The organism is Acidovorax sp. LjRoot118 (genome assembly GCF_964253575.1).
GTDB lineage: Bacteria > Pseudomonadota > Gammaproteobacteria > Burkholderiales > Burkholderiaceae_C > Acidovorax.
Genome location: NZ_CAXURB020000001.1, coordinates 6,387,424 through 6,412,337, shown reverse-complemented (window position 1 = coordinate 6,412,337; position 24,914 = coordinate 6,387,424). Strand labels below are relative to the sequence as shown.

At 66.9% G+C, this 24,914-nt stretch carries 27 protein-coding genes; 15 read left to right on the top strand and 12 right to left on the bottom strand.

Features of this window, described 5'->3' with window-relative positions:
- The first annotated feature begins 122 nt into the window (after positions 1-122).
- The 9 genes from ACSQ9E_RS30125 (at position 123) to ACSQ9E_RS30085 (ending at position 7,936) form a co-directional block, all read left to right on the top strand.
- The gene (locus ACSQ9E_RS30125) at positions 123-707 is read left to right on the top strand and encodes a glutathione peroxidase (RefSeq protein WP_082604041.1); all 585 of its coding nucleotides are present in this window, start codon (positions 123-125) and stop codon (positions 705-707) included.
- A 244-nt stretch (positions 708-951) separates the two neighbouring features.
- Complete coding sequence (locus tag ACSQ9E_RS30120) at positions 952-2,262, top strand: NAD(P)/FAD-dependent oxidoreductase (RefSeq protein ID WP_436219961.1); 1,311 nt, start codon at positions 952-954, stop codon at positions 2,260-2,262.
- Entirely contained in the window at positions 2,262-3,041 is a 780-nt protein-coding gene (locus ACSQ9E_RS30115) for a DUF1365 domain-containing protein (RefSeq protein ID WP_057200637.1), read from the top strand. Before ACSQ9E_RS30120 ends, ACSQ9E_RS30115 begins: the two co-directional genes overlap by 1 nt.
- Before the next feature lie 45 nt (positions 3,042-3,086).
- On the top strand, positions 3,087-4,307 hold the full coding sequence (locus ACSQ9E_RS30110) for an SAM-dependent methyltransferase (protein WP_057200636.1): 1,221 nt from the start codon (positions 3,087-3,089) through the stop codon (positions 4,305-4,307).
- Between the two features lie 9 nt (positions 4,308-4,316).
- On the top strand, positions 4,317-4,862 hold the full coding sequence (locus ACSQ9E_RS30105) for a chalcone isomerase family protein (protein WP_057200827.1): 546 nt from the start codon (positions 4,317-4,319) through the stop codon (positions 4,860-4,862).
- The gene (locus ACSQ9E_RS30100; RefSeq protein ID WP_436219960.1) at positions 4,859-6,151 is read left to right on the top strand and encodes an MFS transporter; all 1,293 of its coding nucleotides are present in this window, start codon (positions 4,859-4,861) and stop codon (positions 6,149-6,151) included. Before ACSQ9E_RS30105 ends, ACSQ9E_RS30100 begins: the two co-directional genes overlap by 4 nt.
- A complete protein-coding gene (locus ACSQ9E_RS30095) occupies positions 6,151-6,696 on the top strand; it encodes a DUF3833 domain-containing protein (RefSeq protein WP_057200634.1) in 546 nt (181 codons plus the stop codon). Before ACSQ9E_RS30100 ends, ACSQ9E_RS30095 begins: the two co-directional genes overlap by 1 nt.
- Positions 6,693-7,475 (top strand): SDR family NAD(P)-dependent oxidoreductase, encoded by a 783-nt coding sequence (locus ACSQ9E_RS30090; protein WP_057200633.1) that lies wholly within the window; start codon positions 6,693-6,695, stop codon positions 7,473-7,475. The genes ACSQ9E_RS30095 and ACSQ9E_RS30090 overlap by 4 nt, the downstream gene beginning before the upstream one ends.
- A 5-nt stretch (positions 7,476-7,480) precedes the next feature.
- A complete protein-coding gene (locus tag ACSQ9E_RS30085) occupies positions 7,481-7,936 on the top strand; it encodes a nuclear transport factor 2 family protein (RefSeq protein WP_436219959.1) in 456 nt (151 codons plus the stop codon).
- A gap of 12 nt (positions 7,937-7,948) precedes the next feature.
- On the opposite strand, the gene ACSQ9E_RS30080 is transcribed toward ACSQ9E_RS30085, so the two are convergent.
- From ACSQ9E_RS30080 to ACSQ9E_RS30045, 8 genes are all read right to left on the bottom strand, one after another.
- The gene (locus tag ACSQ9E_RS30080; protein ID WP_057200631.1) at positions 7,949-8,854 is read right to left on the bottom strand and encodes a sugar phosphate isomerase/epimerase family protein; all 906 of its coding nucleotides are present in this window, start codon (positions 8,852-8,854) and stop codon (positions 7,949-7,951) included.
- Between the two features lie 14 nt (positions 8,855-8,868).
- The gene (locus tag ACSQ9E_RS30075) at positions 8,869-9,762 is read right to left on the bottom strand and encodes a 4-hydroxyphenylpyruvate dioxygenase (protein ID WP_436219958.1); all 894 of its coding nucleotides are present in this window, start codon (positions 9,760-9,762) and stop codon (positions 8,869-8,871) included.
- 36 nt (positions 9,763-9,798) lie between these two features.
- Positions 9,799-10,692 carry a shikimate dehydrogenase gene (locus ACSQ9E_RS30070; protein ID WP_428003122.1) on the bottom strand — a complete coding sequence of 298 codons (894 nt, stop codon included), beginning with the start codon at positions 10,690-10,692 and terminating at the stop codon, positions 9,799-9,801.
- 58 nt (positions 10,693-10,750) lie between these two features.
- Positions 10,751-11,755 carry a TRAP transporter substrate-binding protein gene (locus ACSQ9E_RS30065; RefSeq protein WP_057267069.1) on the bottom strand — a complete coding sequence of 335 codons (1,005 nt, stop codon included), beginning with the start codon at positions 11,753-11,755 and terminating at the stop codon, positions 10,751-10,753.
- A 56-nt stretch (positions 11,756-11,811) separates the two neighbouring features.
- The gene (locus ACSQ9E_RS30060; RefSeq protein ID WP_436219957.1) at positions 11,812-13,092 is read right to left on the bottom strand and encodes a TRAP transporter large permease; all 1,281 of its coding nucleotides are present in this window, start codon (positions 13,090-13,092) and stop codon (positions 11,812-11,814) included.
- A 34-nt stretch (positions 13,093-13,126) separates the two neighbouring features.
- Positions 13,127-13,702: a TRAP transporter small permease gene (locus ACSQ9E_RS30055; protein WP_428003120.1), complete on the bottom strand. Its 576-nt coding sequence runs from the start codon at positions 13,700-13,702 to the stop codon at positions 13,127-13,129.
- A gap of 106 nt (positions 13,703-13,808) precedes the next feature.
- Entirely contained in the window at positions 13,809-14,528 is a 720-nt protein-coding gene (locus ACSQ9E_RS30050; protein ID WP_057200626.1) for a TetR/AcrR family transcriptional regulator, read from the bottom strand.
- Positions 14,529-14,578: 50 nt separating this feature from the next.
- The gene (locus tag ACSQ9E_RS30045; RefSeq protein ID WP_057200625.1) at positions 14,579-15,193 is read right to left on the bottom strand and encodes a glutathione S-transferase N-terminal domain-containing protein; all 615 of its coding nucleotides are present in this window, start codon (positions 15,191-15,193) and stop codon (positions 14,579-14,581) included.
- A gap of 251 nt (positions 15,194-15,444) precedes the next feature.
- Here ACSQ9E_RS30045 and purB point away from each other — a divergent pair, with 251 nt between their 5' ends.
- Positions 15,445-16,824 (top strand): adenylosuccinate lyase, encoded by a 1,380-nt coding sequence (purB, locus tag ACSQ9E_RS30040; RefSeq protein ID WP_057200624.1) that lies wholly within the window; start codon positions 15,445-15,447, stop codon positions 16,822-16,824.
- 160 nt (positions 16,825-16,984) lie between these two features.
- On the top strand, positions 16,985-17,545 hold the full coding sequence (locus ACSQ9E_RS30035; protein ID WP_057200623.1) for a YaeQ family protein: 561 nt from the start codon (positions 16,985-16,987) through the stop codon (positions 17,543-17,545).
- Between the two features lie 23 nt (positions 17,546-17,568).
- Here the strand turns inward: ACSQ9E_RS30035 and ACSQ9E_RS30030 are convergent, their stop codons facing one another.
- The 3 genes from ACSQ9E_RS30030 to ggt all read right to left on the bottom strand — a co-directional run bounded on the left by ACSQ9E_RS30030 (position 17,569) and on the right by ggt (position 20,361).
- Complete coding sequence (locus ACSQ9E_RS30030) at positions 17,569-17,874, bottom strand: DUF2007 domain-containing protein (RefSeq protein ID WP_436219956.1); 306 nt, start codon at positions 17,872-17,874, stop codon at positions 17,569-17,571.
- Between the two features lie 42 nt (positions 17,875-17,916).
- On the bottom strand, positions 17,917-18,408 hold the full coding sequence (locus ACSQ9E_RS30025; RefSeq protein WP_057267064.1) for a DUF3717 domain-containing protein: 492 nt from the start codon (positions 18,406-18,408) through the stop codon (positions 17,917-17,919).
- An 87-nt stretch (positions 18,409-18,495) separates the two neighbouring features.
- The gene (gene ggt, locus ACSQ9E_RS30020) at positions 18,496-20,361 is read right to left on the bottom strand and encodes a gamma-glutamyltransferase (RefSeq protein WP_436219955.1); all 1,866 of its coding nucleotides are present in this window, start codon (positions 20,359-20,361) and stop codon (positions 18,496-18,498) included.
- Between the two features lie 537 nt (positions 20,362-20,898).
- Here ggt and ACSQ9E_RS30015 point away from each other — a divergent pair.
- The 3 genes from ACSQ9E_RS30015 to ACSQ9E_RS30005 all read left to right on the top strand — a co-directional run bounded on the left by ACSQ9E_RS30015 (position 20,899) and on the right by ACSQ9E_RS30005 (position 22,627).
- Positions 20,899-21,633: a TerC family protein gene (locus ACSQ9E_RS30015; RefSeq protein WP_057200619.1), complete on the top strand. Its 735-nt coding sequence runs from the start codon at positions 20,899-20,901 to the stop codon at positions 21,631-21,633.
- A gap of 85 nt (positions 21,634-21,718) precedes the next feature.
- A complete protein-coding gene (locus ACSQ9E_RS30010) occupies positions 21,719-22,183 on the top strand; it encodes a hypothetical protein (RefSeq protein ID WP_057267060.1) in 465 nt (154 codons plus the stop codon).
- A gap of 90 nt (positions 22,184-22,273) precedes the next feature.
- Complete coding sequence (locus tag ACSQ9E_RS30005) at positions 22,274-22,627, top strand: phage holin family protein (RefSeq protein ID WP_057267306.1); 354 nt, start codon at positions 22,274-22,276, stop codon at positions 22,625-22,627.
- On the opposite strand, the gene ACSQ9E_RS30000 is transcribed toward ACSQ9E_RS30005, so the two are convergent.
- Positions 22,595-24,088, bottom strand: coding sequence for a M48 family metalloprotease (locus ACSQ9E_RS30000; protein WP_436220277.1), 1,494 nt, complete (start codon positions 24,086-24,088; stop codon positions 22,595-22,597). The two genes, ACSQ9E_RS30005 and ACSQ9E_RS30000, sit on opposite strands and share 33 nt — an antisense overlap.
- Positions 24,089-24,364: 276 nt before the next feature.
- On the opposite strand from ACSQ9E_RS30000, the gene moaC reads away from it, so the two are divergent.
- On the top strand, positions 24,365-24,886 hold the full coding sequence (gene moaC / locus ACSQ9E_RS29995; RefSeq protein ID WP_057200616.1) for a cyclic pyranopterin monophosphate synthase MoaC: 522 nt from the start codon (positions 24,365-24,367) through the stop codon (positions 24,884-24,886).
- The last annotated feature ends 28 nt before the right edge of the window (positions 24,887-24,914 follow it).

The window sequence follows — 24,914 nt, the reverse complement described above, 5'->3', positions numbered from 1 at the left end:
GGTCGGGCCGAGGCATCGACCGGCAATTCCACGCAAATACCAATCAGTACAAATAAAAACTTATGTGGACAAAATATGATTCATTGGTTAAATTGGCCCTATCCAACTAGGCAGGTGTCCCCATGACCCAATTCCCGCGCTTTCTGGCCCTGGCCCATGCCACGGGTGCCCTGCTGTTTTTCGGCTTCGCTCCCTCCGCCTTCGCGGCCCCGCCCGAATCCTGCCCAGCCACGCTGCAGCACACCTTCCCCCGGTTGCAGGACGAAAAGCCGCAGTCGCTGTGCCAGTACAGCGGCAAGGTTGTCTTGGTGGTCAACACGGCCAGCTTCTGTGGTTTCACGGGGCAGTACAAGGGCCTCGAAGACCTCTATGCCCGCTACAAGGACAAGGGCCTGGTGGTGCTGGGCTTTCCCAGCAACGACTTCTCGCAGGAAAGCGGCAACAACCAGCAGATTGCGGATTTCTGTGAAAACACCTTTGGGGTGAAGTTTCCGATGTTCGCCAAGAGCGTGGTGACCGGTGCCGACGCCTCGCCGCTGTTTCGCCAGTTGGCCCAGATGTCCGGCCCGCCGCGCTGGAACTTCCACAAGTACCTGCTGGGCCGCGACGGCAAGCTGGTGGACAGCTACACCAGCCTCACCGCGCCGGACAGCAAGGGACTGGTCCGCGCCATCGAACAACAGCTGGCCACTGCACCAACTCGGTGAACGTAATGTTTTCTTTACATTTCTTCAAAAAAATGCAGGAGAAGCTCTGGAACTTCTGCAGAACGCCCTTACTCTATCCACAGCAAGGACGTGTTGAGCGTCCCCCCGTTTTAACGTTGCGAAGCCTTTCGGTCCCACGGGTTCCGACTGTTCTCCTGGAGCGCTTCTCCTCCCTCCCTCTCTTATTCGTTTCGGGACGCTTCGCAACTTTTTTATTCAGCCTGCCGGCCAGAGGGCGCCGGCCATGAAGATCGCCATCGTCGGCTCCGGCATTTCCGGGTTGGCCGTGGCCCACCGGCTGCGCGGCCAGGCCGACATCACCCTCTACGAAGCGGGCAGCTATTTCGGCGGCCACACCCACACGGTGGACGTGACCCTGCCGGGCCCCGAGGGCGACGCCGTGCACTGCGGCGTCGACACGGGTTTCCTGGTCTTCAACGAGCGCACCTACCCGAACCTGATCCGCCTGCTGGCCGACCTGGGGGTGGAAACCGCCAAATCCGACATGTCGTTCTCGGTGCAAGTGCCGCAGGCCCTGGGCGGCGGGCGTACGCTGGAGTGGAGCGGCACGAACCTGTCCACCGTATTCGCCCAGCGCGGCAACCTCATGAACCCGCGTTTCCTGGGCATGCTGCGCGACCTGCTGCGCTTCAACCGTCTGTGCACGCGCTTGGCCGAAGCCCAGGCCGACGCCGCGTTGATGCAGCCCCTGGCCGACTTCCTCAAGGAGCACCGCTTCGGCGATGCGTTCCGCGACTGGTACTTTCTGCCCATGCTGGGCTGCATCTGGAGCTGCCCCACAGACCAGATGCTGCAGTTCCCGGTGGCCACGATGATCCGCTTCTGCCACAACCACGGCCTGATCCAGGTGAGCGACCGGCCCCAGTGGTGGACGGTGGCCGGTGGCGCGCGCCACTATGTGGACAAGATCGTGGCGGGCATCGAAGACAAGCGCCTGGACACCCCCGTGCGCCGCATCGAGCGCGACGCTGCGGGCGTGCGCGTGGTGACTACCGGCAACACCGAGCGCTTTGACCAGGTGGTGCTGGCCACCCACTCGGACCAGGCGCTGGCGCTGCTGGCCCAGCCCACGCTGCAGGAGCGCGCGGTGCTAGGTGCCATCCGCTACCAGGCCAACCGCGCCGTGCTGCACACCGACACCTCGGTGCTGCCCGAACGCCGTGCCGCCTGGGCCGCGTGGAACTACGAACGCGCACCCGAGCGCAGCCGTGAGTCGGCGCGCGTGTGCCTGCACTACCTCATCAACCAGCTGCAGCCCGTGCCCTTCGCGCAGCCGGTCGTTGTCTCGCTCAACCCGGTGGGCGAGATCGCCCCCGACCAGGTGATCGGCAGCTACGACTATGCCCACCCGGTCTTCGACTTGGCGGCCATCCGTGCGCAAAAGGGCGTCGCGCAGCTCCAGGGCCGTGAACGCACCTGGTTCTGCGGCGCCTGGACGGGCTATGGCTTCCATGAAGACGGGCTGAAGTCGGGCCTGGCCGTGGCCGAGCACTTGCTGGCCCGCAAGCCGGCACCGCTGGCGGAGGCCGCCTGATGGACACCCGCACCGCCGAGCCGCTGCTGGGCTTTGGCCAGGTGCGCCATACGCGCCTGCGCCCCCAGCGGCATGCATTTGCCTACCCCACCTTCTTCCTGATGCTGCCCATGCGCTCACTGCGCGCACAGGCAGCCGGGCTGCTGGCCGTGAACCGCAGGGGCGCCATCAGCTTTCACGATGCCGACCATGGCGACGGCCGCAGCGACGCCCAGGGCGGTGCACTCGCCTGGATCGACGAATTGCTGCGCTCCGAAGGCATCGCGGACGCCACGGGTGAGGTCTGGCTGCACTGCTACCCGCGCGTGCTGGGCTACACCTTCAAGCCCGTGAGCTTCTGGTACTGCCACCGCCCGGACGGCAGCCTGCGCGCCATCGTGGTCGAGGTCAACAACACCTTTGGCGAGCGCCACTGCTATCTGCTGGACCAGCCGCGCTACGGCGCCGAGCAGCATGCGCGCAAGGTGTTCCACGTCTCGCCGTTCTGCGACATCAGCGGCGGCTACCGTTTCCGCTTCCTGCGCACGGTGCAGGGCGGGCAGGAGCGCACCGTGGTGCGCATCGACCACGACGACGCCAGCGGCCCGCTGCTGCAGACCAGCGTGAGCGGTACGCTCTCGCCCATCACCCGCGAGACCCTGCGCCAGGCGCTGTGGGGCTACCCGGCGATGACGCTGGCGGTGATCGCCCGCATCCACTGGCAGGCCCTCCGTCTGTGGGCCAAGCGGGTGCGCTTTCACCGCAAGCCCGCGGCCCCCGCCTCCGCCGTGACCCGCTGAGCCCGGCACGCACCGTCCCGAAACCCCTCTTCCATCCGGCCCGCCATGAACAGCACCACCCTCGCACCCGCCCTGCCAAGGGGCACCCCTGCCGCCGCCCGCACGGCCCTGCGCCTGATGCAACGCCTGCAACACGGCAGCCTCACGGTGCAACTGCCCGACGGCACGCTGCAGCATTTCGGCAACCACCATGGCGACGGGCCGGCAGCGGCCATCACGCTCAGGAACTGGAACGTCTGCAAGGCAGCCCTCAAGTCCGGCGACATCGGCGTTGCCGAGAGCTACATCGCTGGCGACTGGACCACGCCGAACCTCACGGACCTGCTGCGCGTGTTCATCGCCAACCGCCAGCAGGTGGAGGGTGTGATCTATGGCAGCTGGGCCGGGCGGCTGCTGTACCGCATCAAGCACCTGCTCAACCGCAACACGCGCGCCAACAGCCAGAAGAACATCCACGCCCACTACGACCTGGGCAATGCCTTCTACACGCTGTGGCTGGACGACACGATGAACTACTCGTCGGCCTGGTTCGAGGGCGATGCCGGTGGCGACATGCGCGCCGCCCAGCATGCCAAGGTGCGCCGCGCCCTGCGCATGGCGGGCGTGCAAGCGGGCGACCGGGTGCTGGAGATCGGCTGCGGCTGGGGCGCGCTGGCCGAGATGGCCACCACCGAGTTCGACGCCTCGCTGACCGGCGTGACGCTGTCCACCGAGCAGCTGGAGTTTGCGCGCCAGCGCATGGACGCGAGCGGCGTGGCCGCAAAGGCCGATCTGCGCCTGCAGGACTACCGCGACATCACCGACGGGCCCTACGACGCGGTCTGCTCCATCGAGATGATCGAGGCTGTGGGCCGCGAATACTGGCCGACCTATTTTCAGGCCGTGCGGCGCCTGCTCAAGCCCGGCGGCAAGGCCTGCATCCAGAGCATCGTGATCGACGACGGCCTGTTCGAGCGCTACATCAGCTCCACCGATTTCATCCAGCAGTACATCTTTCCGGGCGGCTGCCTGCCCTGCCCGCGCGAGTTCCGCCGCGAGGCCGAGGCCGCCGGCCTGCGCGTGGTGGATGAGTTCGCCTTCGGCCAGGACTATGCCGAGACCCTCAGGCGCTGGCGCGAGCGCTTTCTGGCCCAGCGTGCGCAGATCCTGCAGCTCGGCTTCGACCAGCGCTTCCTGCACATCTGGGAGTTCTACCTGGCCTATTGCGAAGCGGCCTTTGCCATGGCCAACATCAACCTAGTGCAGTACACCCTGGTGCGAGACTGAGCCATGGCCATGACGCAAGCCGCCGTGCTCACCCTGGTCCTGGCATTGCTCTGCCCGGGCCTGGCCCTGGCGCAGGCGCCGGCTGCAGCGCCGCTGGCCGGCCTGCGCCAGGCCGGCCAGGGCACGCTGCGCTTCCTGGGCTTTGAAATCTACAGCGCCCAGCTGTGGGTGAGCCCCGGCTTTGACGCCAGCGACTACACCGCCCAACCCCTGGTGCTCCAGCTGGCGTACCAGCGGGATTTCACAGCCGAAGCGATTGCCGGGCGCTCCATCCAGGAAATGCGCCGCGTGGGCCGCTTCACCCCCGCCCAGGCCACACGCTGGCAACAGGCCCTGCAGGCCGCCCTGCCCGACGTGAAGGCGGGCGACCAGCTCACCGGCATCTACCAGCCCGGGGCGGGCGCCGTGTTCCAGATGGGCGGGCAGGTCGTGGGCGAGGTCAAGGACCCCGAGTTCTCGCGCCTGTTCTTCGGCATCTGGCTGTCGCCGCGCACCTCCGAGCCAGCGCTGCGCCAGGCGCTGATCGCTGCACCCTCTGCTGCGGGGACGCCGTGACCGCCGGCGCGCTGCTGCCCTGGCGCCAGGGGCTGGCCTATGGCCTGCTCGGGCTGCCGCTGGCCTTCGTGGCGCTGCCGCTGTACGTGCTGCTGCCCAACCACTACGCCCGTGAGTTCGGCATGCCCCTGGCCACGCTGGGCGGCGTGCTGCTGGCCGCGCGCCTGTTCGATGCGGTCTCGGACCCGCTGCTCGGCCGCTGGGCCGACCGGCTGTTCGAACGCTCGCCGCTGGCGGTTCTCTCCACGGGGGCGATGTCGGCCGTGGTGCTGGCCGTCGGGCTCACCGCGCTGTTCTTTCCCAAGGTGCAGGGCCAGGGCGCGCTCGCGGCCTGGGCGCTGGTCTGCCTGCTGGTCACCTACCTGGCCTACAGCCAGCTCGGCATTGCGCACCAGTCCTGGGGTGCGCGCCTGGGCGGTGACGAGCTGCAGCGCAGCCGCATCGTCGCCTGGCGCGAGGGCGCGGCCCTGGTGGGCGTGGTGCTCGCCTCGGTACTGCCCGCGCTGCTGGGCCTGCCGGTGATGCTGGGCGTGTTTGCGGCCGCCCTGGTGCTGGGCTGGCTGGCGTGGCTGCGCGCACCCCGGCCCGCGCCAGTTGCGCCACACGCCACAGACCGTGCAGACCTTTGGCGGCCCTGGACGCGGCCCGCCTTTCGCCGCCTGCTGGCGGTGTTCGTGCTCAACGGCATTGCCAGCGCCGTACCGGCCACACTGGTGCTGTTCTTCATCCAGGACCGGCTGCAGGCCCCGCCGGGCCAGGAGCCGATGTTCCTGGCCGCGTACTTCCTCTGCGCAGCGCTCTCGATCCCGCTGTGGCTGCGCGCCGTGGCGCGCTGGGGGCTGGCCCGCACCTGGCTGGGGGGCATGCTGCTGGCCGTGGCCGTGTTTGGCTGGACGGCTGGGCTCGGAATGGGCGACAGCATGCCCTTCCTTGCCGTGTGCGCGCTTTCGGGCGTGGCCCTGGGCACCGACCTCGCCTTGCCCGGTGCCCTGCTGGCCGGGGTGGTGGCGGCCGAAGGCGACAGCGGCCAACACGAGGGCGCCTACTTCGGCTGGTGGAACTTTGCCACCAAGCTCAACCTGGCACTCGCCGCAGGCCTGGCCCTGCCCCTGCTCGACGCACTGGGCTACACGCCCGGCACGCGCAGCGCAGAGGGCCTGCAGACCCTGGGCCTGGCCTACGCCGTGCTGCCGTGCGCCTTGAAGCTGGTGGCCGCTGCAGCGCTGTACTTCCTGATCCTGCGGCGCCCCGTTGCCGCAGCCATTCCAACCCTCCAAGGCAAACCATGATGCAGCGACGCTTGTTACTCCTTTCGGCCGCCGCCGTGGCCGCCCCCGTGGCGCTGTCGGGCTGCGCGGGCCAGAACCTGGCCGACTACGCGGCCGAAAAGCCCGTGCTCGACCTGGCGCAGTATTTCAATGGCGTGATCGACGCGCACGGCATGTTCCAGGACCGCAGCGGCAAGATCGTCAAACGCTTCACCGTGGTCATGAACTGCCAGTGGACGGGCAACCAGGGCGTGCTGGACGAGGCCTTCACCTATTCGGACGGCAGCACGGAGCGGCGCATCTGGCGCCTCACCCGTGAGGCCGATGGCCGCTACACAGGCACGGCCGGCGACGTGATCGGCCAGGCCGTGGGCCAGGTGCGCGGCAACGCCTTCCGCTGGAACTACACGCTGGCGTTGCCCGTGGATGGCACGGTCTACCACGTGGACCTGGACGACTGGATGTACCTCATGGACGAGCGCGTGATGCTCAACCGCGCCACCATGAGCAAGTTCGGCGTGCGGCTGGGCGAGATCACGCTGTCGTTCACCCGGCGGGCGCCATGAGCCTGAATCCCCGCCTGCGCGACTGGCAGGGCCGCCGGGCCTGGCTGGTGGGCGCCTCCAGCGGCATCGGCCGGGCCACGGCATCGGCCCTGCATGCGCGCGGGGCCGAGGTCATCGTCTCGGCCCGCAGCGAAGCGGCGCTCAACGCGTTCGCCGTGCAGCACCCTGGCAGCGTCGCCCTGCCGCTGGACACCGCCGTACCGGAGGCCGTGAAGGCGGCCGCAGCCCAGGTGCTGGCGGGTGGACCGCTGGACCTGGTGTGCTACTGCGCAGGCACCTACCACCACATGCGAGCCACGGAGTTCGACCTGCCCGTGATGCTGCGCCACGAACAGGTGAACTACACAGGCGTGCTGCACCTGCTGGCCGCCGTGCTGCCAGACATGCTGGCCGCCGCACAGTCGGGCCGCCCCGGGCATGTGAGCCTGGTCAGCAGCGTGGCGGGCTTTCGCGGGCTGCCCAAGAGCCTGGCCTACGGCCCGACCAAGGCGGCGCTCATCAACCTGGCCGAGGCACTGTACCTGGACCTGCACGGCCTGGGCATGGGCGTGAGCGTGGTCAACCCCGGCTTCGTGGCCACGCCGCTCACCGAGGGCAATGACTTTCGCATGCCCGCGCTGATCACGCCCGAAGAGGCGGCCACGGCCATCCTCAAGGGCTGGGGGCAAGGCGCGTTCGACATCCACTTCCCCAAGCGCTTCACGCGCGTGATGAAGATGCTGCGCGTGCTGCCGTATGGGTGGTACTTTCCGGCCATCCGCAAGTTCACCGGACTGTGAGCCCCATGCCGCCGCCAGACACCACCCCATCCACCGAAGAGGCCGTCACCCGCGTGATCGCCTTTTTCGAGACCCTGGCCCCGGCCGACGTGGCGGCACTGGGCCGCCTGTATGCGGCCGAAGCGCGCTTCAAGGACCCGTTCAACGAGGTGCAGGGCCTGCCCGCCATCCGGCACATCTTCGAGCACATGTTCGTGGCGCTGGACCAGCCGCGCTTTGTGGTGACGGGCCGCGTGGTGCAGGGGCAGCAGTGCTTCCTGACCTGGGAGTTCCTGTTCGCTTTCCGCAATTTCCACAAGGGCGTGGCGCAGACGGTGCGCGGCGCCTCGCACCTGGTGTTCGACGACCAGGGGCTGGTCACGCTGCACCGCGACTACTGGGATGCGGCCGAGGAGCTGTACGAGAAGCTGCCCGTGGTGGGCGGGTTGATGCGCTGGCTCAAGAAGCGCGCCAACAGCTGAGCACAGCCGTCGTCACGGACGCGCTTGCAGACGCAGATGCCCAGGCAAGGGCACGGCACGCTGCAGCACGCCTTCGGCCAGCCACACCGCGCTGTTCCAGGCGCGGCCGGCCACATAGGGCAGGGGCAGTTGCTGGTAGTCGTCGTTGAAGACCTCGAAGCTGTAGTCGCCCCGGTAGCCCAAGCCGTCGAGCTTGCGCACCAAATCGACCAGCGCCTGGCTGTGCACGCCCTCGCCCGGGAACACGCGGAAGTGCCGCGCCGTGTCGATGCGCTCCTGCACCGTGCGCGTCTCCTGCCACATGAAGTCCGACAGCTGCACCAGGTAAATGCGCTCCGGGTCCACGCCCTCCAGGGCTTCGAGCGGCGTGCTGGTGGCGAACTGGTGGTAGGAGTCGATGGCCAGGCCCAGGTTGGGGCAATCGGCCCGTTGCACCGCGGCCCAGGCCTGGTGCACCTCGTTAATGTGCCGGCCCCAGGACAGGCCCTCGAACGCAATGCGGATACCGTGGGGCAGCGCCAGCATGGCCAGCTTGCGCAGGTCGCGCGCAATCGCTTCGGGATCGTCCGTGGCATGCAGCGAAGTGGAACTGCAGGCCAGCAGCACCCGGGTGCCCAGCGCGCGCGCCATGAGGATCATCTGCTGGGCGATGCCCAGCTTGTAGCTGTGCAGGTGGCCCGAGAGCCCCTCGAAATCGCGCAGCACCTGAAAGCCCGTGACGCGCAGGCCGCTGCTGCGCACCGCCTGCACGGCAGCGTCGATACCCTCGGGGTGGCCGACGAGGTCGCGCGCGGCCAGCATGATCTGGCCGAAGCCGGCGGCCTTCACGGCGGCCAGCTTGGCCTCCAGCGGACCGGCGAGGCTGATGGTGTCCATGCCGAAATCGGCGACGTTGCGTTGCATGGCCTGGGCGCGCATGGGGAGTGCCGTTTTCATCGCGGGTCGAGCACCAGCTCGAAGCTGGCGCCACCCGCATCGGCACGCGTAAGCGCTCCTCGGACTTCGCTGTGCACGCCCGTGGGCGATTCGACGAAATCCACCCCTTGTGCGCGCAGGGCTGCCACCGTGGCCAGCACGTCGCCCGTGCCGAAGGCCACGCGCTGCAGCAGTTCGCCGGGGTCGGCATCGAGCGCGTCGATCAGCGGCTCGATGAGCTGCCAGTACAGCGTGCCGCAGGGACTGGCGAGGATGCGCCCCTGCGTGAGCACGCCAAAGCTCTGCTCGGGCGGCAGCTCGGCAAAGCCGAACAGCTCACCATAGAAGGCGGTCCAGTCGGCCAGCCGATCGAGGCCGATGTACTGCACAAGGCCGAACAGGTGCAGGCCGTGCTGGGCTGGCGGGCGTGGGTCCGCCCCCGGTATCGGTACGAAGTCCACGTCGTAGATCGAGAACTCACGGTGCCGGTCGACGAAGTAGATGCGGCTGGTGCCCACGCCGTGGATGGCCGGGATGTTGAGCTCCATGACCTCGACCTCGGTGTGCACGGCCCAGGCGCCGAGCTCCAGCACGCGCCGGTAAGCGGCGGCAGCATTGCCGACGCGAAAGGCAATGGCGGCCAGCACCGGGGCATCACCGGGCGCCTGCGCGTCACGGGCCGGCTCGTCGCCCTGGTGGGCGTTGACGATGATGTTCATGCCGCCCTGGCGGTACAGCAGCACCTCGCGCGAGCGGTGGCGCGCCACGGGCTTGAAGCCCATGCGCTCCAGCGCCTGGCCCAGTGCCTGGGGGCGGGCCGTGGCGTATTCGATGAACTCCACGCCCTGCAGGCCCAGGGGGTTGGGCAGGGTGCCCAGGGATTCACGGTCGGCCGTCATCGGGGGGCTCATGGGCGGGGCTCCTTGTGAAATGGTGAGCGCACCAGGTCAGCGCCTGGTGACCAATTGGCGAAAGTGCGCATCCATGCGCGCAGGATCGGGGGCGACGCCGGTGAACAATTCGAACGCCCCGACGGCCTGGCCCACGGCCATGCCGCCGCCGTCCGAGACTCGGCAACCCAGGGCGCGTGCGGCCTGCACCAGGGCCGTTTCGAGCGGGAAGTACACCACCTCGGACACCCACATGGCGGGGCGCAGCAGGCCCACATCCAGAGGCACGCCGGGCAGTTTGTCCATACCGGTGGGCGTGGCGTGGATCAGCCCCGTGGCCTGCGCCATGGCAGTGGCGATGTCGCTGGCATGGGCCCTCGCACCGTAGAGCGCATTGACGTCCGCCGCCAGTTGCGCGGCGCGCTCGGGCTGCGCATCCACGATGGCCAGGCGCTGCGCGCCCAGCCGCAGCACGGCATGGGCAATGGCCGCGCCGGCACCGCCTGCGCCCAGCAGCACCACATGGGCCAGATCGGCCTCTGGCAAGGCACGTTGGAAACCCCAGGCCCAGCCCGAGCCATCGGTGTTGTGCCCCACCAGCCGGCCATCCTGCACCACCACGGTGTTCACGGCACCCATGGCCCGCGCCTCCTCGGACAAGTCGTCGAGATGCGCGATTACGGCCTGCTTGCAGGGATAGGTCACGTTGCAGCCGGCATAGCCCATGATGCGTGCCGCCGACAGCAGGGTGGGCAGCTGCGCGGGCGAAGATGCGGATCGGTCCAGGTCGATCAGCTGGTAGTGCAGGCGCATGCCGTGGTGCCGCGCTTCTTCTTCGTGCAGCGCGGGCGACAGCGATTGTTGGATGCCTGCACCGATCAGCCCGATCAGTACCTTGCGGGGGCTTGTGGAAGACATGGTGGGAGGGGAGTCGAGAAGCAGGGTGTCCATGGGATACAGGCCTTGCCGCATGGCCTTGGCCGAAGCCGAGACCATGCGGGTTACCGGATTACTTGCCGCCGCGCAGCTTGGCCAGCGTGGCGTAGACCTCCTGCACCGTCTCGGCGCCGACCTTGTCGCTGTGCTTTTCGACCACGGGCTTGACCTTGGCGCGCAGCTTGTCGACCTCGGCCGGCGAGAACTCGGTCACTTGCATGCCCGCCTTCTTGAGCTCCTCCAGCGCCACGTCGGCCTGCGAGCGCGAGACGCTGCGCTGGAAGGTGGTGGCCTCGGCCATGGCTTCGGTAACAGCCTTCTGGTCCGCCGGGTTCAGGCTGTCCCAGAACTTCTTGCTGACGATGACGGCCTGCGGGTTGTACATGTGGCGCGTGATCGTGAGGTGCTTTTGCACCTCGGCGAACTTGGACGAGAGGATGGTCGAGAACGGATTCTCCTGGCCGTCCACCGCCTTTTGCTCCATGGCGGTATAGAGCTCGGGGAAGGGCATGGGCACGGCGTTGGCGCCCAGTGCGTTGAACATGTCGATGTAGATCGGCGACTGGATCACGCGGATCTTGAGGCCCGCGATGTCCTCTGCCTTGGTGATGGGCTTCTTGCTGTTGGTCAGGTTGCGAAAGCCGAGCTCCCAGTAGCCCAGGCCCACCAGGTTCTTGGCCTGCAGCTTGTCGAGCAGCTTCTTGCCGAAGGGGCCGTCGGTGACAGCATCGGCTTCCTGCGGCGAGGCGAACAGGAAGGGGAAGTCGTAGATGCCGAATTCCTTGGTCTGGGCGGAGAGGATGCCCGCGTTGAGCACGGTCATCTCCACCGTGCCGCCCTGCAGCGCCGAGACGGTCTGCAGGTCACCGCCCAGCGTGCCGCCGGGGAAGAGCTTGACCGCGATGCGGCCATTGGTCTTGGCGGCCACGAGGTCGGCGAACTTCTGCGCGCCCTGGGCCTGGGGGTGCTCTTTCTGGTTCTGGAAGGCGAACTTGATGGTGCGCTCCTGCGCGTGGGCACCGGACAACAGCGATGCGGCAACCAGGGCCGTGGCCAGCAGGGTCTTCAAGAGGGTCATGATGAAAGTCTCCTTGATGTAGTGGGTAGCGGAACGGAACGACGACGGTGAAATTTTCAGCCGGTGAGCCAGCGCAGCGGCACCATGACGATGGAGGGGAACACCACCAGCAGGAACATCACGAAGAACTGGGCCAGCATGAAAGGCAGCACGCCACGCGTGACCTGGTCCATGGAGATGCGCCCCACCCCGGCCACGACGTTGAGCACCGTGCCCACCGGCGGCGTGATCAGCCCGATGGCGTTGTTGATGATGAACAGCACGCCGAAGTACACCGGGTCGATGCCGGCGGCCTTGACCACCGGCATCAGCACCGGGGTCAGGATGAGGATGGTGGGCGTCATGTCCATCGCCGTGCCCACCACCATCACCAGCACCATGATGGCCACCAGCAGCAGCGTCTGGTTGCCCATGAAGGGCTCCAGCATGCCGATGACCTTGGTGGGCAGGTCGGCCACGGTGATCAGCCAGGCCGAGACCATGGCGGCAGCCACCAGAAACATCACGATGGCGCTGGTGCGGGCCGAGGCCTGGAAGATGCCTGCCAGTTGGCGCACGCCGATCTCGCGGTAAACGAACATCGCCACCAGCAGGGCATACACGGCAGCTACCACGGCCGCCTCGGTCGGGGTGAACACGCCCATGCGCAGGCCCACCAGGATGATGAGGGGCAGGCCCAGGGCCCAGACGGCTTCGCGCAGCGCCTTGAGCAGTTCGGCGCGCGAAGCCTTGGGCGGGGGCTGTACTTTTTCGTTGCGCACCAGCCACCACCAGGTGACCGCGAGCGACAGGCCCAGCAGCACGCCGGGCACGATGCCCGCGAGGAACAGCTTGCTGATGGACACGTTGGCGGCCACGCCGAAGATCACGAAGCCGATGGAAGGCGGGATGACCGGGGCGATGATGCCGGCCGATGCGATCAGGCCGGCAGAGCGGGCCTTGTCGTGCCCGGCAGCCACCATCATCGGCAGCAGCAGCGAGGCGAGGGCTGCGGCATCGGCCACGGCCGAGCCCGAGACGGCGGCCAGGAGCACAGCGGCCATGATGGCTACGTAGCCCAGACCGCCAGGCACGTGCCCCACCAGGGTCAGCGCGAGCTTGACGATGCGCCGCGACAGGCCGCCGACGTTCATGATCTCACCGGCCAGCATGAAGAAAGGAACGGCCAGCAGGGGAAAGCTGTCGGCACCATTGATGACGTTCTGCGCCAGGATCTGCGCGTCGAACAGGTCCAGGTGCCACATCAGCGCCACGCCGCTGAGCAGCAGCGCATAGGCGATGGGGATGCCGATCGCCATGGCGAGAAGCAGGGATCCGAGGAAGATGGCGACGGTCATGGGCGGGTGTCCTGTGGGCGTGCGGTGCGGCGGATCAGGGGCGCTTGGCAGGCAGATCGGAATCGACCCCATTGCGTTGTGCCAGCGCGGACAACTCCTCACTCTCCTGCACCATGACCAGCTCCTGTTCGGACAGCGGGGTGAAGAGCGTGCGCAGCAGATCGCGCAGCAGGATGGCGATGCCCGAGGCGCCCATGAGCACGCCGCTGGCGTAGAAGATCGCCACCGATGCGCCGGTGACGGGGGCCTCGGTCTCCCAGTTGATCAGCATCTGCGCCCAACTGCCCGACAGCAGCAGCCAAGATACGAACAGCATGGCCGCCTGGGCCAGTGCCAGGCAGGCGCGCTTGCCGACGGGCGGCAGGCGCGACACCAGCATGTCGGTGCCCAGGTGGCCGTGCTCGCGCAGTGCCACGATGGAACCCATGAAGGTGAGCCACACGAACAGCCAGCGCGAAAGCTCTTCGGAGATGGTGATGCCCGAGTTGAGCGCATAGCGCGCCACCACGTTGCCGAAGACCAGCACCACCATCAGGGCCAGGCAAAGGCCTCCGAGCATGTCGAGCAGGCGGGTGTATCGCCCCAGCAGGCGGTCGGTCCATTCCAGCATTGCCAGTCTCCGGTCGTTGTGATCGAGATTTTGTACGAACTGGTTAGTATTTAATCCAGGTACAAACCCTGATCCCCCGCAGCCGGGGCGTGGTTGCCGCGAAAGCTCAGGGGCGCAGGAAGCGCACGATCATCTCGACGATGGATTCGCGGCGCTCGGCCATGGCGGCCGGCGAGTCGAGCGTGCGCTTGAAGATGGCGCCGAAGGTGTGCCGGTTGGAGACGTTGAAGAAGCACAGCGCCGAGATCGACATGTGCAGATCGACCGGGTCCACGTCGGGCCGGAAGACGCCTGCGCCCACGCCGCGCTGGTAGACCTTGTGCACCGCATGGATGACCGGGATGTTGAGCTCCTGGATGGTCGTGGAGCGGCTGATGTACTCGCCGCGGTGCATGTTCTCGTTCATCACCAGGCGGATGAAGTCGGGGTTGGCCAACTGGTAGTCGAAGGTGAAGCCGACCAGGGTGCGCAGGGCCTGCTCGGGCGCCAGGTCTTCCAGGTGCAGCTCCGACTCGATCTGCCGGATGCGGCGATAGGCTTCCTCCAACACCTTGACGTACAAGCCTTCCTTGCTACCGAAATAGTAGTAGATCATGCGCTTGCTGGTGCTGGTGAGCGCCGCGATCTCATCGATGCGGGCACCGGCCAGGCCTTTGTCCGCGAACTCCGCCGTGGCCACCTGCAGGATGTTGGCCATCGTGCGGTCGGGGTCGTTCACGCGTACGCGCTCGGCACCGGGGGTGGCCGCAGCCTCGCGCGCAGCGCGTTGCCGCGCCGGGCGGCTGGCACTGGCGGATGGCTGGGGATTTTGAACCGTTTCGTCCATATGCGCCAAGCATACGGCAAGGGCCAGCCCCTCTGGCCCCTCCGGTGCGATCAAGAGGGCTTGGTGTCTGCGAAGCTCGGGCGCTGCATGAGCTTGTCCAGCAGCTTGCCCAGGTTGGGGTACTCGCTGCGCCAGGCTACGTCCGGGAAGCGGAATTCGAGCCAGCCCAGGGCGCAGCCCACGGCGATGTCCGACAGGCTCAGGTGGATACCACTGCAGTAGGGTTTGTCGCCCAGGCCCTGGCTCATGGACTTGAGGCTGTCGTTGACCTTGCGCATCTGGCGGTCGATCCAGGCCTGGCTGCGCTCGCTGTCCTTGCGGTGGGCCCAGGTGGCTTCCAGGCGGGCGAGGATGGCCGCGTCCACCACACCGTCGGCCAGGGCTTCCCAGGTCTTGACCTCGGCACGCTCACGGCCCTGGCTGGGGATGAGCTTGCCCACAGGAGAGAGGGTGTCCAGGTACTCGACGATCACGCGCGAGTCGAAGACGGCCTCGCCGCCTTCCATCACCAGGCAGGGCACCTTGCCCAGCGGGTTGGAGGTGGCGATGCTCGTGTCGTCGGCCCAGACGTTTTCCTGCACGAACTGGTAGTCGAGCTTCTTTTCGGCCATGACGACGCGCACCTTGCGTACATAAGGGCTGGCGGAGGCTCCGATCAATTTCATGGGGTGGTTTCCAGTGCGCGGGATAAGCTGACGTTACACGACCGATTCTATCGGCTGCGCCCCCTGGCGCCTGTCCCGCAAGCCCCCCGCATGGGGGATACCAGAACGCGCAGGAGCGCCTGTAGCGGCCTGCCACGAGAGCTGCAGCGCACTGGTGCAAATTTGCAACAGCTTGTCTGCGGCGCACCAGGCCACCGGGTGCACTGGGCGGATTGGGGTTTCCCCGTGCGTGCAGCCTACAATCTGGCCCCATGAGCCTGTCCACCATCACTGCCCTGTCGCCGCTCGACGGCCGCTATTCCAACAAACTCGCCGCCCTGCGCCCCATCATGAGCGAGCACGGCTACATGCACCGGCGCGTGCAGGTGGAAGTGGCCTGGTTCATCGCGCTGTCGGACGCAGGCTTTGCCGAGTTCAAGCCGCTGACTACCGGCGCGCGTGCCTACCTTTTGGGCCTGGTGAAGAATTTCTCGGAAGCCGATTCGGCCGCCATCAAGGACATCGAGAAGACCACCAACCACGACGTGAAGGCCGTGGAATACTGGATCAAGAGCAAGTTCGAGGCGCGCCCCGAGCTGGAAAAGGCCGCCGAGTTCGTGCACTTTGCCTGCACCAGCGAAGACATCAACAACACCAGCCATGCGCTGCAGTTGCGCTCGGGCCGAGACCAGGTCGTGCTGCCAGGACTGGACCGCGTGGTGCTCAAGCTGCGCGAGATGGCCCATGCCTACGCCGACGTGCCCATGCTCAGCCGCACCCACGGCCAGACGGCCAGCCCCACCACCGTGGGCAAGGAGATGGCCAACGTGGTGGTGCGCCTGCAGGCCGCCTGCGAGCGCATTGCCGGCGTGAAGATTCTGGGCAAGATGAATGGCGCCGTGGGCAACTACAACGCCCACATGTCGGCCTGGCCCGATTTCGACTGGGAGGCGTTCAGCAAGAAGGTCATCGAAACCCCCGAGCCCCTGGGCCTGGGCCTGACCTTCCAGCCCTACAGCATCCAGATCGAGCCGCACGACTATATGGCCGAACTGTTCGATGCCGTGGCACGTGCCAACACCATCCTGGTCGACCTGTCGCGCGACATCTGGGGCTATGTGAGCCTGGGCTACTTCAAGCAGCGCCTGAAGGCCGGCGAGATCGGCTCCAGCACCATGCCGCACAAGGTCAACCCCATCGACTTCGAGAACGCCGAAGGCAACCTGGGCCTGGCCAATGCGCTGCTGCGCCACCTGTCGGAAAAGCTGCCCGTCAGCCGCTGGCAGCGCGACCTGACCGACAGCACGGTGCTGCGCAACATGGGCGTGGCCCTGGGCTATGCCGCGCTGGCGTATGCCTCGCTGCTGACCGGCCTGAACAAGCTGGAGCTCAACGAGGAAGCCCTGGCCGAGGATCTGGACTCATCCTGGGAAGTGCTGGCCGAGCCGATCCAGACGGTGATGCGCCGCTTTGGCGTGCAGGGCGCTTACGAGAAGCTCAAGGAAGTCACGCGCGGCAAAACCGTGACGGCCGAGGCGCTGCACGGGCTGATCCAGTCGCTGGAAATCCCGCAGGCCGAGAAGGACCGGTTGCTGGCGATGACGCCGGGCAGCTACACCGGCAAGGCAGCAGCGCTGGCCCGTCGGGCCTGAGCAGTTTCTGCCGCAAGCCCTGAGCCCAGCGGCCCAGGCGCGGCATGCCCGCGACGAAAATCGCCTGTGCCCTGTGGCGCATGGTGATTTCCTATTTTCACGGCCTCTGTTGCCTGCACACGGGCATGGGCAGCGGTCAATTGTTGTTCAGTGAGACCGCATGGCCATCAAATCCACCATCTTCAAGGCGAATCTGCAGATCGCCGACATCGACCACGGCTATTACGCGGACCATGCGCTGACGCTGGCGCGGCACCCGAGCGAGACCGACGAGCGCATGATGGTGCGCCTGGCGGCGCTGGCCATCCATGCGCACGACCTCAACGACATCTGCAATGGCGACGGCACGCTGGCCTTTGGCGCCGGTCTGTCGGACCCGGACGATCCAGACGCGTCGCTGACCGATTTCACGGGCAGGAAGCGCGTGTGGATCGAGGTCGGCCAGCCCGAGGACAAGCCGCTGACCAAGGCCTGCAGCAAGTCCGACAGCGTGGTGGTGTACTGCTTCAACCACGCGGCCGAGATCTGGTGGAAGGGCATCGAGACCAAACTCTCGCGTCTGGAAAAACTGCAGGTCTGGCGCATCCCCACTGAGGCATCGCAGGCCCTTGCGGCCCTGGCCGAGCGCAGCATGCAGCTGCAGGCCACGGTACAGGAGAGCGCCCTGACGCTGAGCAGCAATCTGGGCAGCGTGGTCGTGGAGCCGGTGCGCTGGAAGTAGGGCGGTAGCGGAGCCCGCTCCGCTCAGTCCAGGGGCATCAGGGCACCACAGTGCCAGCACTGCTCGAAACCACCTTCCACCGTCTCACCACAACGGCACACCCAGTGGCGCTGCGGGATGTTCTGCAGGTCCTGCAGCAGGGTGCGCGCACCCGTGGCGTGCTCATCGTATTCGAGCCAGACCTCGGGCAGGCACTGGTCGGGCGGCAGGTGGCCGGCGGCGGCACCCAGGTACTGGCGCTGCACCGAGGCGGTCATGCCGGCCTCGCACAGGATGTCGGCCCAGAGCGTGGCAATCGCGATGTTGGGGGCCTGGGTCAGTCGCAGCATGGCCCCACCATACCGGTTTGGGGGCGCGGCGTACAGGGGCCGCTATGCCTGGCGGAGCCGGCTCCGTGCCGGGGGCACCGGTAAGCCTACAGCGGCCTCTGGCACCGGGGCCTTCGCCGATGGCCCTTCTGCCGCGCGCTCCGAGTACCGGTTGAAACGCCAGGCCGAGTGCTCCAGCGTGATGCGGCGCCACACACTGCGCTTTTCAGCTGCGGTGTAGGCGAGCCAGTGCTGCACCTCGTCGAAGCTGCGGCCGCAGCCCTTGCATTGGTCATCGCCCTGGCTGGTGGAGCAGATGGCGATGCACGGGGTGTCGGGCGTGGTGTCGTACCAGGCCTTCCATGCCGCCATGGCCTCTGGCGGAAAGCTGGCCTCGTCCGCCTCGTCCTCGTGCCAGTAGACCATCAGCGCATACACCTCGGCCAGGGCCCGGATCTGCGGCGCCAGGGTCATGCCATCGGGCGAGGGGGAGCGCTCGCGCCAGTGGTTGATGGCGGCTTCGATGTCGGTGATGTGGATGGACGAGGGGGGCATAAAAAAAGACCCCCGCCAGGTTCTAACCGGCAGGGGCCCGGAGCATAACCGGCCTTGCCCGGCATGCGGGCAAGGAGGTTAATCGGCTCAGTTGTTGCCCAGCGCAATGCCCTCACGCCGCGGATCGGCACCACCGGCGTAAGTACCCGCTGCGGGGTTGCGCGAGAGCAGGCCGGCATTGCCGTTGGCACGCACGCCGTTGAACACCACGCCGTGCAGGCCGCTGGCAAAGGTATCGGTCTGCGCCACGGTGTGGCCACGGGCCCTGAGGCCATCGCGGATGGCGGCCGTGTCGATGACCGAGCCCTTCTCGATGGAGGTGGTGGCGTTGGTCTGCGCGCCGAAGTTGGGCAGGTTGATGGCCTGCTGCACGTTCAGTCCCCAGTCGGTCATGCCCAGGATGCTCTTGGCGGTGTACTGGATGATGGCGCTGCCGCCGGGCGATCCGATGGCCCCTTCGAAGTCGCCGGTGGCGGCATTGAAGATGATGGTCGGCGCCATGGAGCTGCGCGGCCGCTTGCCAGGCTGCACGCTGTTGGCGATGGCCTTGCCGGCGGAGTCTGTGGCGGTGAACGAGAAGTCGGTGAGCTGGTTGTTCAACAGAAAACCGCGCACCATCTGCAGGCTGCCGAAGCCGTTTTCGATGGTGGTGGTCATCGATACGGCATTGCCCGAGGCATCGACGATGGACAGGTGGGTGGTGGAAGGCAGGTTCAGCGAGCTGTCGGCACCGCGGGATGCCACCACGCCGGGAGGCGTGCCGGCCACGGGCGTGCCGATGCTGCGCTGCATGTCGATCAGGCGCGCACGGCCCTTGAGGTAGTCGGCATTGATCATGCCGGCCTGGGGCACGGCAACGAAGTCCGGGTCGGCTACATACAGGGCGCGGTCGGCATAGGCCAGGCGGTAGGCCTCGGACACCACGTGCACCGAGTCGAGCGTGTTGGGCTTCATCGCCGCCAGGTCGAAGCTTTCGAGCATGCCCAGGGTCTGCAGCACGGCGATGCCGCCCGAACTGGGCGCGGGCATGCCGCAGACGCGGTACTTGGTGCGGTACACGCCGCACACGGGTTCACGCACCTTGGCGGTGTAGTTGTTCAGGTCGGACAGCGCGAGCTTGCCGGGGTTGGTGGGGTGGCCCGAGACCTTGGCCACGATGTCGGCGGCGATGGCGCCCTTGTAGAACGCATCCGCGCCGCCAGCGGCAATGGTGCGCAGCGTGGCAGCCAGCTCGGGGTTCTTGAGCAGGGTGCCAGTGGACTTGGCCGTACCGTCTGCCTTGAGGAAGTAGCTGGCGCCGGGTTCGCCCTGGGCCTTGATGCGCGCGGCCGAGCCGGCGATGGAGACGCTCATGCGCTCGGAGATCGCAAAGCCATCTTCGCTGAGCTTGATGGCGGGATCGAAAAGGTCCTTCCACGGCAGCTTGCCATGCGCCTTGTGCGCGGCTTCGAGCATGCGCAGCACGCCTGGGGTGCCCACGGAGAGACCACCGTCCACCGCGGTCAGGAAGGCCAGCGGGTTGCCATCGGCACCGATGAACAGGTTGGGCGTGGCAGCCATGGGCGCAGTCTCGCGGCCGTCATAGGCCAGCAGCCGGTTGGCGCCCTTGTCGAAGTGCAGCATGAAGGCGCCGCCGCCGATGCCCGACGATTGCGGCTCCACCAGGTTGAGCACCATCTGCACGGCAATGGCCGCATCGATGGCGCTGCCGCCCTTGGCCAGGATGGCGGTGCCGGTCTGCACGGCCAGCGGGTTGGCCGCAGCGACCATGTCCTTGTTGGCATAGGCGATGGTCTTGGGCGTGTAGCCCGAGGGCGGCTCGGGCGGCACGTACTGCTCCACGGGCTCGGCGATGGGGTTGTCGTTGCTGCCTCCGCAGGCAGCCAGAGCGGCCACGGCGGCTGCGCTGAGGAGGGCGAGCTGCCAGCGGCGCCCGGTAGTGGAGATGGTCATGGGTCTCGGTCCTCGATCCAGTGGGGAAAGGCGGGGATGCAGCCTGCGGGTGGTGCAGATGCATGGCGAAACACATGATAGTCACGGTTTTGTCACACCGCAAAGGCAAAAAGGTGCCGATCAAAATGCGTGGCGGCATGTGCTCGTTATCCCTTGGGTGCCAGCCGGCCGCGCTCTGCGGGGCTTGCGTTCACGGCCGGGGGATGGTCCAATTGCGGCTTCGAAGGGGAGTAGCTCCCGCCACGCACCCGCACTGCGCCCACAGGGCACAGCCATCGCGTGGCATCGGACCTGTCGTCAATACGAAGCGAAACACCGCTTCCGGCAGGCCGGGTGCAGCGCGCAGGAAAGGCGCTGGGCCGAGCAAGACCTTTGATGGGCCCTCTGTGGGCTGATCAAGGCCGCCCTCCCGATTCGACGACCCGCGCAACGCGGGCGAGCCCTTGATCCTCCGACCGCAGGCCCTCTATCCCCCGGATGGACTTGGCGCTACATTGTCGCCAAGCCCTCCTTTTATCTACCGATATTGAGGAATTTATGGAATTTTTGGCTTCGCCCGAATTCTGGCTCGCGCTGGGACAGATCATCATCATCGACATCCTGCTGGGTGGCGACAATGCGGTGGTCATTGCCCTGGCCTGCCGCAAGCTGCCCCCCGCTCAGCGTACCAAGGGCATCATCTGGGGCACGGCAGGCGCCATCGTTCTGCGCGTGATCCTGATCGCCTTCGCCATGACCTTGCTGGCGCTGCCATTCCTCAAGTTCGTGGGCGCGGTGCTGCTGGTGTGGATCGGCGTCAAGCTGCTGGCCCCCGATGAAGATGGCCACGGTGACGTGCAGGGCAGCGACAAGCTGCTGGCCGCCATCAAGACCATCATCGTCGCCGACCTGGTGATGAGCGTGGACAACGTGATCGCCATCGCTGGCGCTGCACAGAACGCGGGCGAGCACCAGTTCCTGCTGGTGGTGCTGGGCCTCCTGATCTCGATCCCGATCATCGTCTGGGGCAGCCAGCTGGTGATCAAGCTGATGGAGCGCTTCCCGTTCATCATCACGCTGGGCGGGATGCTGCTGGGCTGGATCGCTGGCGGGATGCTGGTGACCGACCCGGTCTTCTCCAATCCTGACAAGTGGCAGTGGATGATCAAGATCCCGCAGACCGACATGATCAGGTATGGTGCAAGCGTGGCAGGTGCCTTGCTGGTGCTGGCGCTTGGCAAGATGATCCTGGCACGCCGCACTGCCACTGCCGCCCCGGTGGAACACGGTTGAGCGGACTTCAATGACCCCATGGGCTGACTGCGGGGCGCTCGCCGAGCGCCTTTGGCGGCAGCCCCCGACCAGGGAGCTTACGCATATGGACAAAGTCATCGTGTACGTGGACGACGCAGCCCATGCACTGCAGATCCTCGCGCCCCTGTTTGCGCGCGGTTCGGCGGGCAATACGCACTGGGTGCTGGTGGCGTGCGCGCCACGCATGACCCATCGCATCAGCAAGTGGGTCAGCCACAGCGCGCGCGAAAACTGGCGCGCCAAGTGGGCCGACAAGCTGTTCGCCCAGGTGGTGCCGGGCCTCAGGGCCCACCCCGACCACGTCACCATGGTGCTGGCCAAGGGCCCGCTGCCGGAGCTGACGGACCGGCTGCAGGCCGACATGGGCAGCACCAAGGCCCAGGTGGTGGACGCGCGCCGCCCCAAGCTGGACGCCATGGCACCCGACGCGGCAACCACCGTGCCGACCGGCAATCGCTGGGCACTTCCCGGCACGCTGGGCAGCCTGTTTGCCAGCGTGGGTTTGCTGATGGTGCTGGGCACCGAGTAACCAGCAGGCTTCGAGGGGAAGGTGGTCGGAGTGTTCCGGCCGCCTGCGCGCCCCTTTTTGCCACAGGCCAATGCTATCCTGTGGCCCATGATCCGACTTCTTCTGAAATGGCTGCTCAGCGCCGCATCGCTGCTGTTTGTGGCCTATGTCTACAGCGGTGTGGTGGTGCAGAGCTTTCCGTCGGCGCTGATCGCGGCCTTCGTGATCGGCCTGTTCAATGTAATCTTGCGCCCCGTCCTCGTGGTGCTGACATTGCCCGTGACCATCGTGACGGTCGGGCTGTTCCTTTTTGTCATCAACGCGCTCATGTTCTGGGCTGCGGCCAGCGTGCTCGATGGCTTCCAGGTCACCGGATTTGCTGCCGCGCTGATCGGCTCGCTGATCTACTCGCTGCTCGGCGTGGTGATCGAATCAGCGCTCGGCGGCCTGTTCACGAAGAAGTGATTCCATGGCCTTGAGGCGGGTGTCGATGATGGACGCCTCGAAGTGGTCCACCGACGCACCGCTGCGCTTGGCCAGGTCTTGCCCCGCCTTGAAACGGTCTACCGCTGCGGCATAGTCATAGCGCGTGGCATGGGCCTCGGCCTCGGCACGGACAGCGCGCAGGGGCTGGCCGTTGGCCTGCCACACGGTGGCCATCAACTGCCACACGGTGGCGTCCCGCGGGTGGTTGGCGATCCAAGTCTGCAGCGCCCCGGTGACCTCGCCCGAGCGGCCGAGCTTGACCAGCGCGCGGGTGCGCAGCAGCAGCTCCGGCCGGTGGTCGTTGGCGGCCCCAGCAGGCAGCGCAGCGAGGGCCGCGTCTGCATCGCCGGCGGCCAGTTCGATTTCTGCCTTGAGCAGTTGCGCCAGCCGCTGGGCTGGCAGGTCGCCACGGACCTGCGCCTCCAGCAGCGCCCAGGTCGTGCGTGCCGCCTTGGCATCGCGCAGCTGGCTGCTCCCCAGGGCCGAGGCATAGAGGATGGCCGCCTTGCGCGGCGCGCTCTGACTGGCAAAGCCGGTGCTGGCCGGTTCCGCGATCCACTGGCGCTGGGTGTCCACCCCGGGATTGGAGAGCACCCGCGCCCGCGCGGAGGCCATGGCGTGCTCCTGCGTGGACACGGGGGCGGGCTGTTGTGCCTTGCCCGGCGGCAGGCGTGACTGCATGTCGGCCATGCGCTGGGTGGTCAGCGGGTGGCTGCGCAGGTAGGGCCAGGAGCCGTTGTCGTTGATGCGGTTGGCCTGCTGCAGCTTGTCGAACATGCTCACGAAGCCCTGGGGAGCGAACCCCGCAGGCTCCATCAGCCCGTAGCCGACGCGGTCGGCCTCGCGCTCCATGTCGCGCGAGAAATTGAGCTGCGTCTGCATGGCCAGCGCCTGCCCCCCGACCACCATGGCCTGCGCGGCACCCGGGTTCTTGCTGGCCGCCAGGGCCCCGAGGATCATGGCACCCAGGAGCAGGGGCGTCTGTTTGCTCTGCTGCGCGATCAGCCGAGAGATATGGCGCTGGGTGACGTGGCTGAGCTCATGCGCCAGCACCGAGGCCAGTTCGTCGCGCGAAGTCACCACGCCGATCAGGCCCAGGTGCACGCCCAGGTAGCCGGCCGGCAACGCAAAGGCATTCACCGAGCGGTCGCGCCCGAGCAGAATCTCCCACGCAAAGCGCTCGTCCAGCTCCGGCGAGAGTTCACCGCGCTTGCGCGCCGCATCCATCAGCGGCAGCCACAGGCTCTGGACATACTCGGACAGCACAGCATCGTCGATATAGTCCGGGTCGCGGTACAGCTCGCGGATGATGCGGTCACCCAGTCGCCGCTCCCCACTGGTGGTGAGCTCGCTGCCGTCGCCCAGGGTGGGGAGTTGGGCGTGGGCCAGACGCACAGGGAGAATGGCCGTACTGGCCAGGGCGAGCACCAGGGATGTCACCACCGCGCGCGCACGCCAGAGGCGGTGCGCCCGTGGGACCTGGCGCCCGGTCCCCACGCGGATGTCGCTTGAAGCCAGCGTGTGGGCCGCACCAGGGTGGTCGCCCGCTGCCGGGCCATATACAGGTTCGATAGGCAGGGTGGGGAGGGTCGCCACGCTTGGGATTTTCCGCATGGACCGTATGATGCCCTGACGCTCCAGTGTTTCCCCGAGGATTCAACTGGTTACCAAGAAATCGCCTGCCGCCTGCCATAGCCGTCTCCGGCAAAAGATCCCATGTCCAACCCTGATCAGACCTCCACGCCAACCCTCACTCACTTCGATGCCCAGGGCCAAGCCCACATGGTGGACGTGGGCGCCAAGCCCGCGACCCACCGCATCGCGGTTGCCACGGGCCGCATCGAGATGCAGCCTGCCACGCTGGCCATCATCGAGGCCGGCACCGCCAAGAAGGGCGACGTGCTGGGTATTGCACGGATTGCCGGCATCCAGGCGGCGAAGAGGACGAGTGATCTGATTCCGTTGTGCCATCCGCTGGCATTGACGCGGGTGGCTGTGGAGTTTGAGGTGGCTGGTGTGCAGCATCCTGGCGTGATCGGGATCGCCTGCACGGCCACCGTTGAAACCGTGGGCCAGACGGGGGTGGAGATGGAGGCAATGACTGCGGTGCAGATTGCCTTGCTGACGATTTATGACATGTGCAAGGCGGTGGATCGGGAGATGGTGGTGGAGGGAGTGCGGTTGGCCGAGAAGCGTGGTGGCAAGTCCGGAGAATACATCCACTGCGGCCATTCTTAACCTCTCATCGTGAGAATTGATGCTGCAC

Bases quoted from the DNA above. Each gene is read 5' to 3' on its own strand.
- ACSQ9E_RS30125 (WP_082604041.1), top strand. From the start codon at position 123: ATGACCCAATTCCCGCGCTTTCTGGCCCTGGCCCATGCCACGGGTGCC.
- ACSQ9E_RS30120 (WP_436219961.1), top strand. From the start codon at position 952: ATGAAGATCGCCATCGTCGGCTCCGGCATTTCCGGGTTGGCCGTGGCC.
- ACSQ9E_RS30115 (WP_057200637.1), top strand. From the start codon at position 2,262: ATGGACACCCGCACCGCCGAGCCGCTGCTGGGCTTTGGCCAGGTGCGC.
- ACSQ9E_RS30110 (WP_057200636.1), top strand. From the start codon at position 3,087: ATGAACAGCACCACCCTCGCACCCGCCCTGCCAAGGGGCACCCCTGCC.
- ACSQ9E_RS30105 (WP_057200827.1), top strand. From the start codon at position 4,317: ATGACGCAAGCCGCCGTGCTCACCCTGGTCCTGGCATTGCTCTGCCCG.
- ACSQ9E_RS30095 (WP_057200634.1), top strand. From the start codon at position 6,151: ATGCAGCGACGCTTGTTACTCCTTTCGGCCGCCGCCGTGGCCGCCCCC.
- ACSQ9E_RS30090 (WP_057200633.1), top strand. From the start codon at position 6,693: ATGAGCCTGAATCCCCGCCTGCGCGACTGGCAGGGCCGCCGGGCCTGG.
- ACSQ9E_RS30085 (WP_436219959.1), top strand. From the start codon at position 7,481: ATGCCGCCGCCAGACACCACCCCATCCACCGAAGAGGCCGTCACCCGC.
- ACSQ9E_RS30080 (WP_057200631.1), bottom strand. From the start codon at position 8,854: ATGCGCGCCCAGGCCATGCAACGCAACGTCGCCGATTTCGGCATGGAC.
- ACSQ9E_RS30075 (WP_436219958.1), bottom strand. From the start codon at position 9,762: ATGAGCCCCCCGATGACGGCCGACCGTGAATCCCTGGGCACCCTGCCC.
- ACSQ9E_RS30070 (WP_428003122.1), bottom strand. From the start codon at position 10,692: ATGGACACCCTGCTTCTCGACTCCCCTCCCACCATGTCTTCCACAAGC.
- ACSQ9E_RS30065 (WP_057267069.1), bottom strand. From the start codon at position 11,755: ATGACCCTCTTGAAGACCCTGCTGGCCACGGCCCTGGTTGCCGCATCG.
- ACSQ9E_RS30060 (WP_436219957.1), bottom strand. From the start codon at position 13,092: ATGACCGTCGCCATCTTCCTCGGATCCCTGCTTCTCGCCATGGCGATC.
- ACSQ9E_RS30055 (WP_428003120.1), bottom strand. From the start codon at position 13,702: ATGCTGGAATGGACCGACCGCCTGCTGGGGCGATACACCCGCCTGCTC.
- ACSQ9E_RS30050 (WP_057200626.1), bottom strand. From the start codon at position 14,528: ATGGACGAAACGGTTCAAAATCCCCAGCCATCCGCCAGTGCCAGCCGC.
- ACSQ9E_RS30045 (WP_057200625.1), bottom strand. From the start codon at position 15,193: ATGAAATTGATCGGAGCCTCCGCCAGCCCTTATGTACGCAAGGTGCGC.
- purB (WP_057200624.1), top strand. From the start codon at position 15,445: ATGAGCCTGTCCACCATCACTGCCCTGTCGCCGCTCGACGGCCGCTAT.
- ACSQ9E_RS30035 (WP_057200623.1), top strand. From the start codon at position 16,985: ATGGCCATCAAATCCACCATCTTCAAGGCGAATCTGCAGATCGCCGAC.
- ACSQ9E_RS30030 (WP_436219956.1), bottom strand. From the start codon at position 17,874: ATGCTGCGACTGACCCAGGCCCCCAACATCGCGATTGCCACGCTCTGG.
- ACSQ9E_RS30025 (WP_057267064.1), bottom strand. From the start codon at position 18,408: ATGCCCCCCTCGTCCATCCACATCACCGACATCGAAGCCGCCATCAAC.
- ggt (WP_436219955.1), bottom strand. From the start codon at position 20,361: ATGACCATCTCCACTACCGGGCGCCGCTGGCAGCTCGCCCTCCTCAGC.
- ACSQ9E_RS30015 (WP_057200619.1), top strand. From the start codon at position 20,899: ATGGAATTTTTGGCTTCGCCCGAATTCTGGCTCGCGCTGGGACAGATC.
- ACSQ9E_RS30010 (WP_057267060.1), top strand. From the start codon at position 21,719: ATGGACAAAGTCATCGTGTACGTGGACGACGCAGCCCATGCACTGCAG.
- moaC (WP_057200616.1), top strand. From the start codon at position 24,365: ATGTCCAACCCTGATCAGACCTCCACGCCAACCCTCACTCACTTCGAT.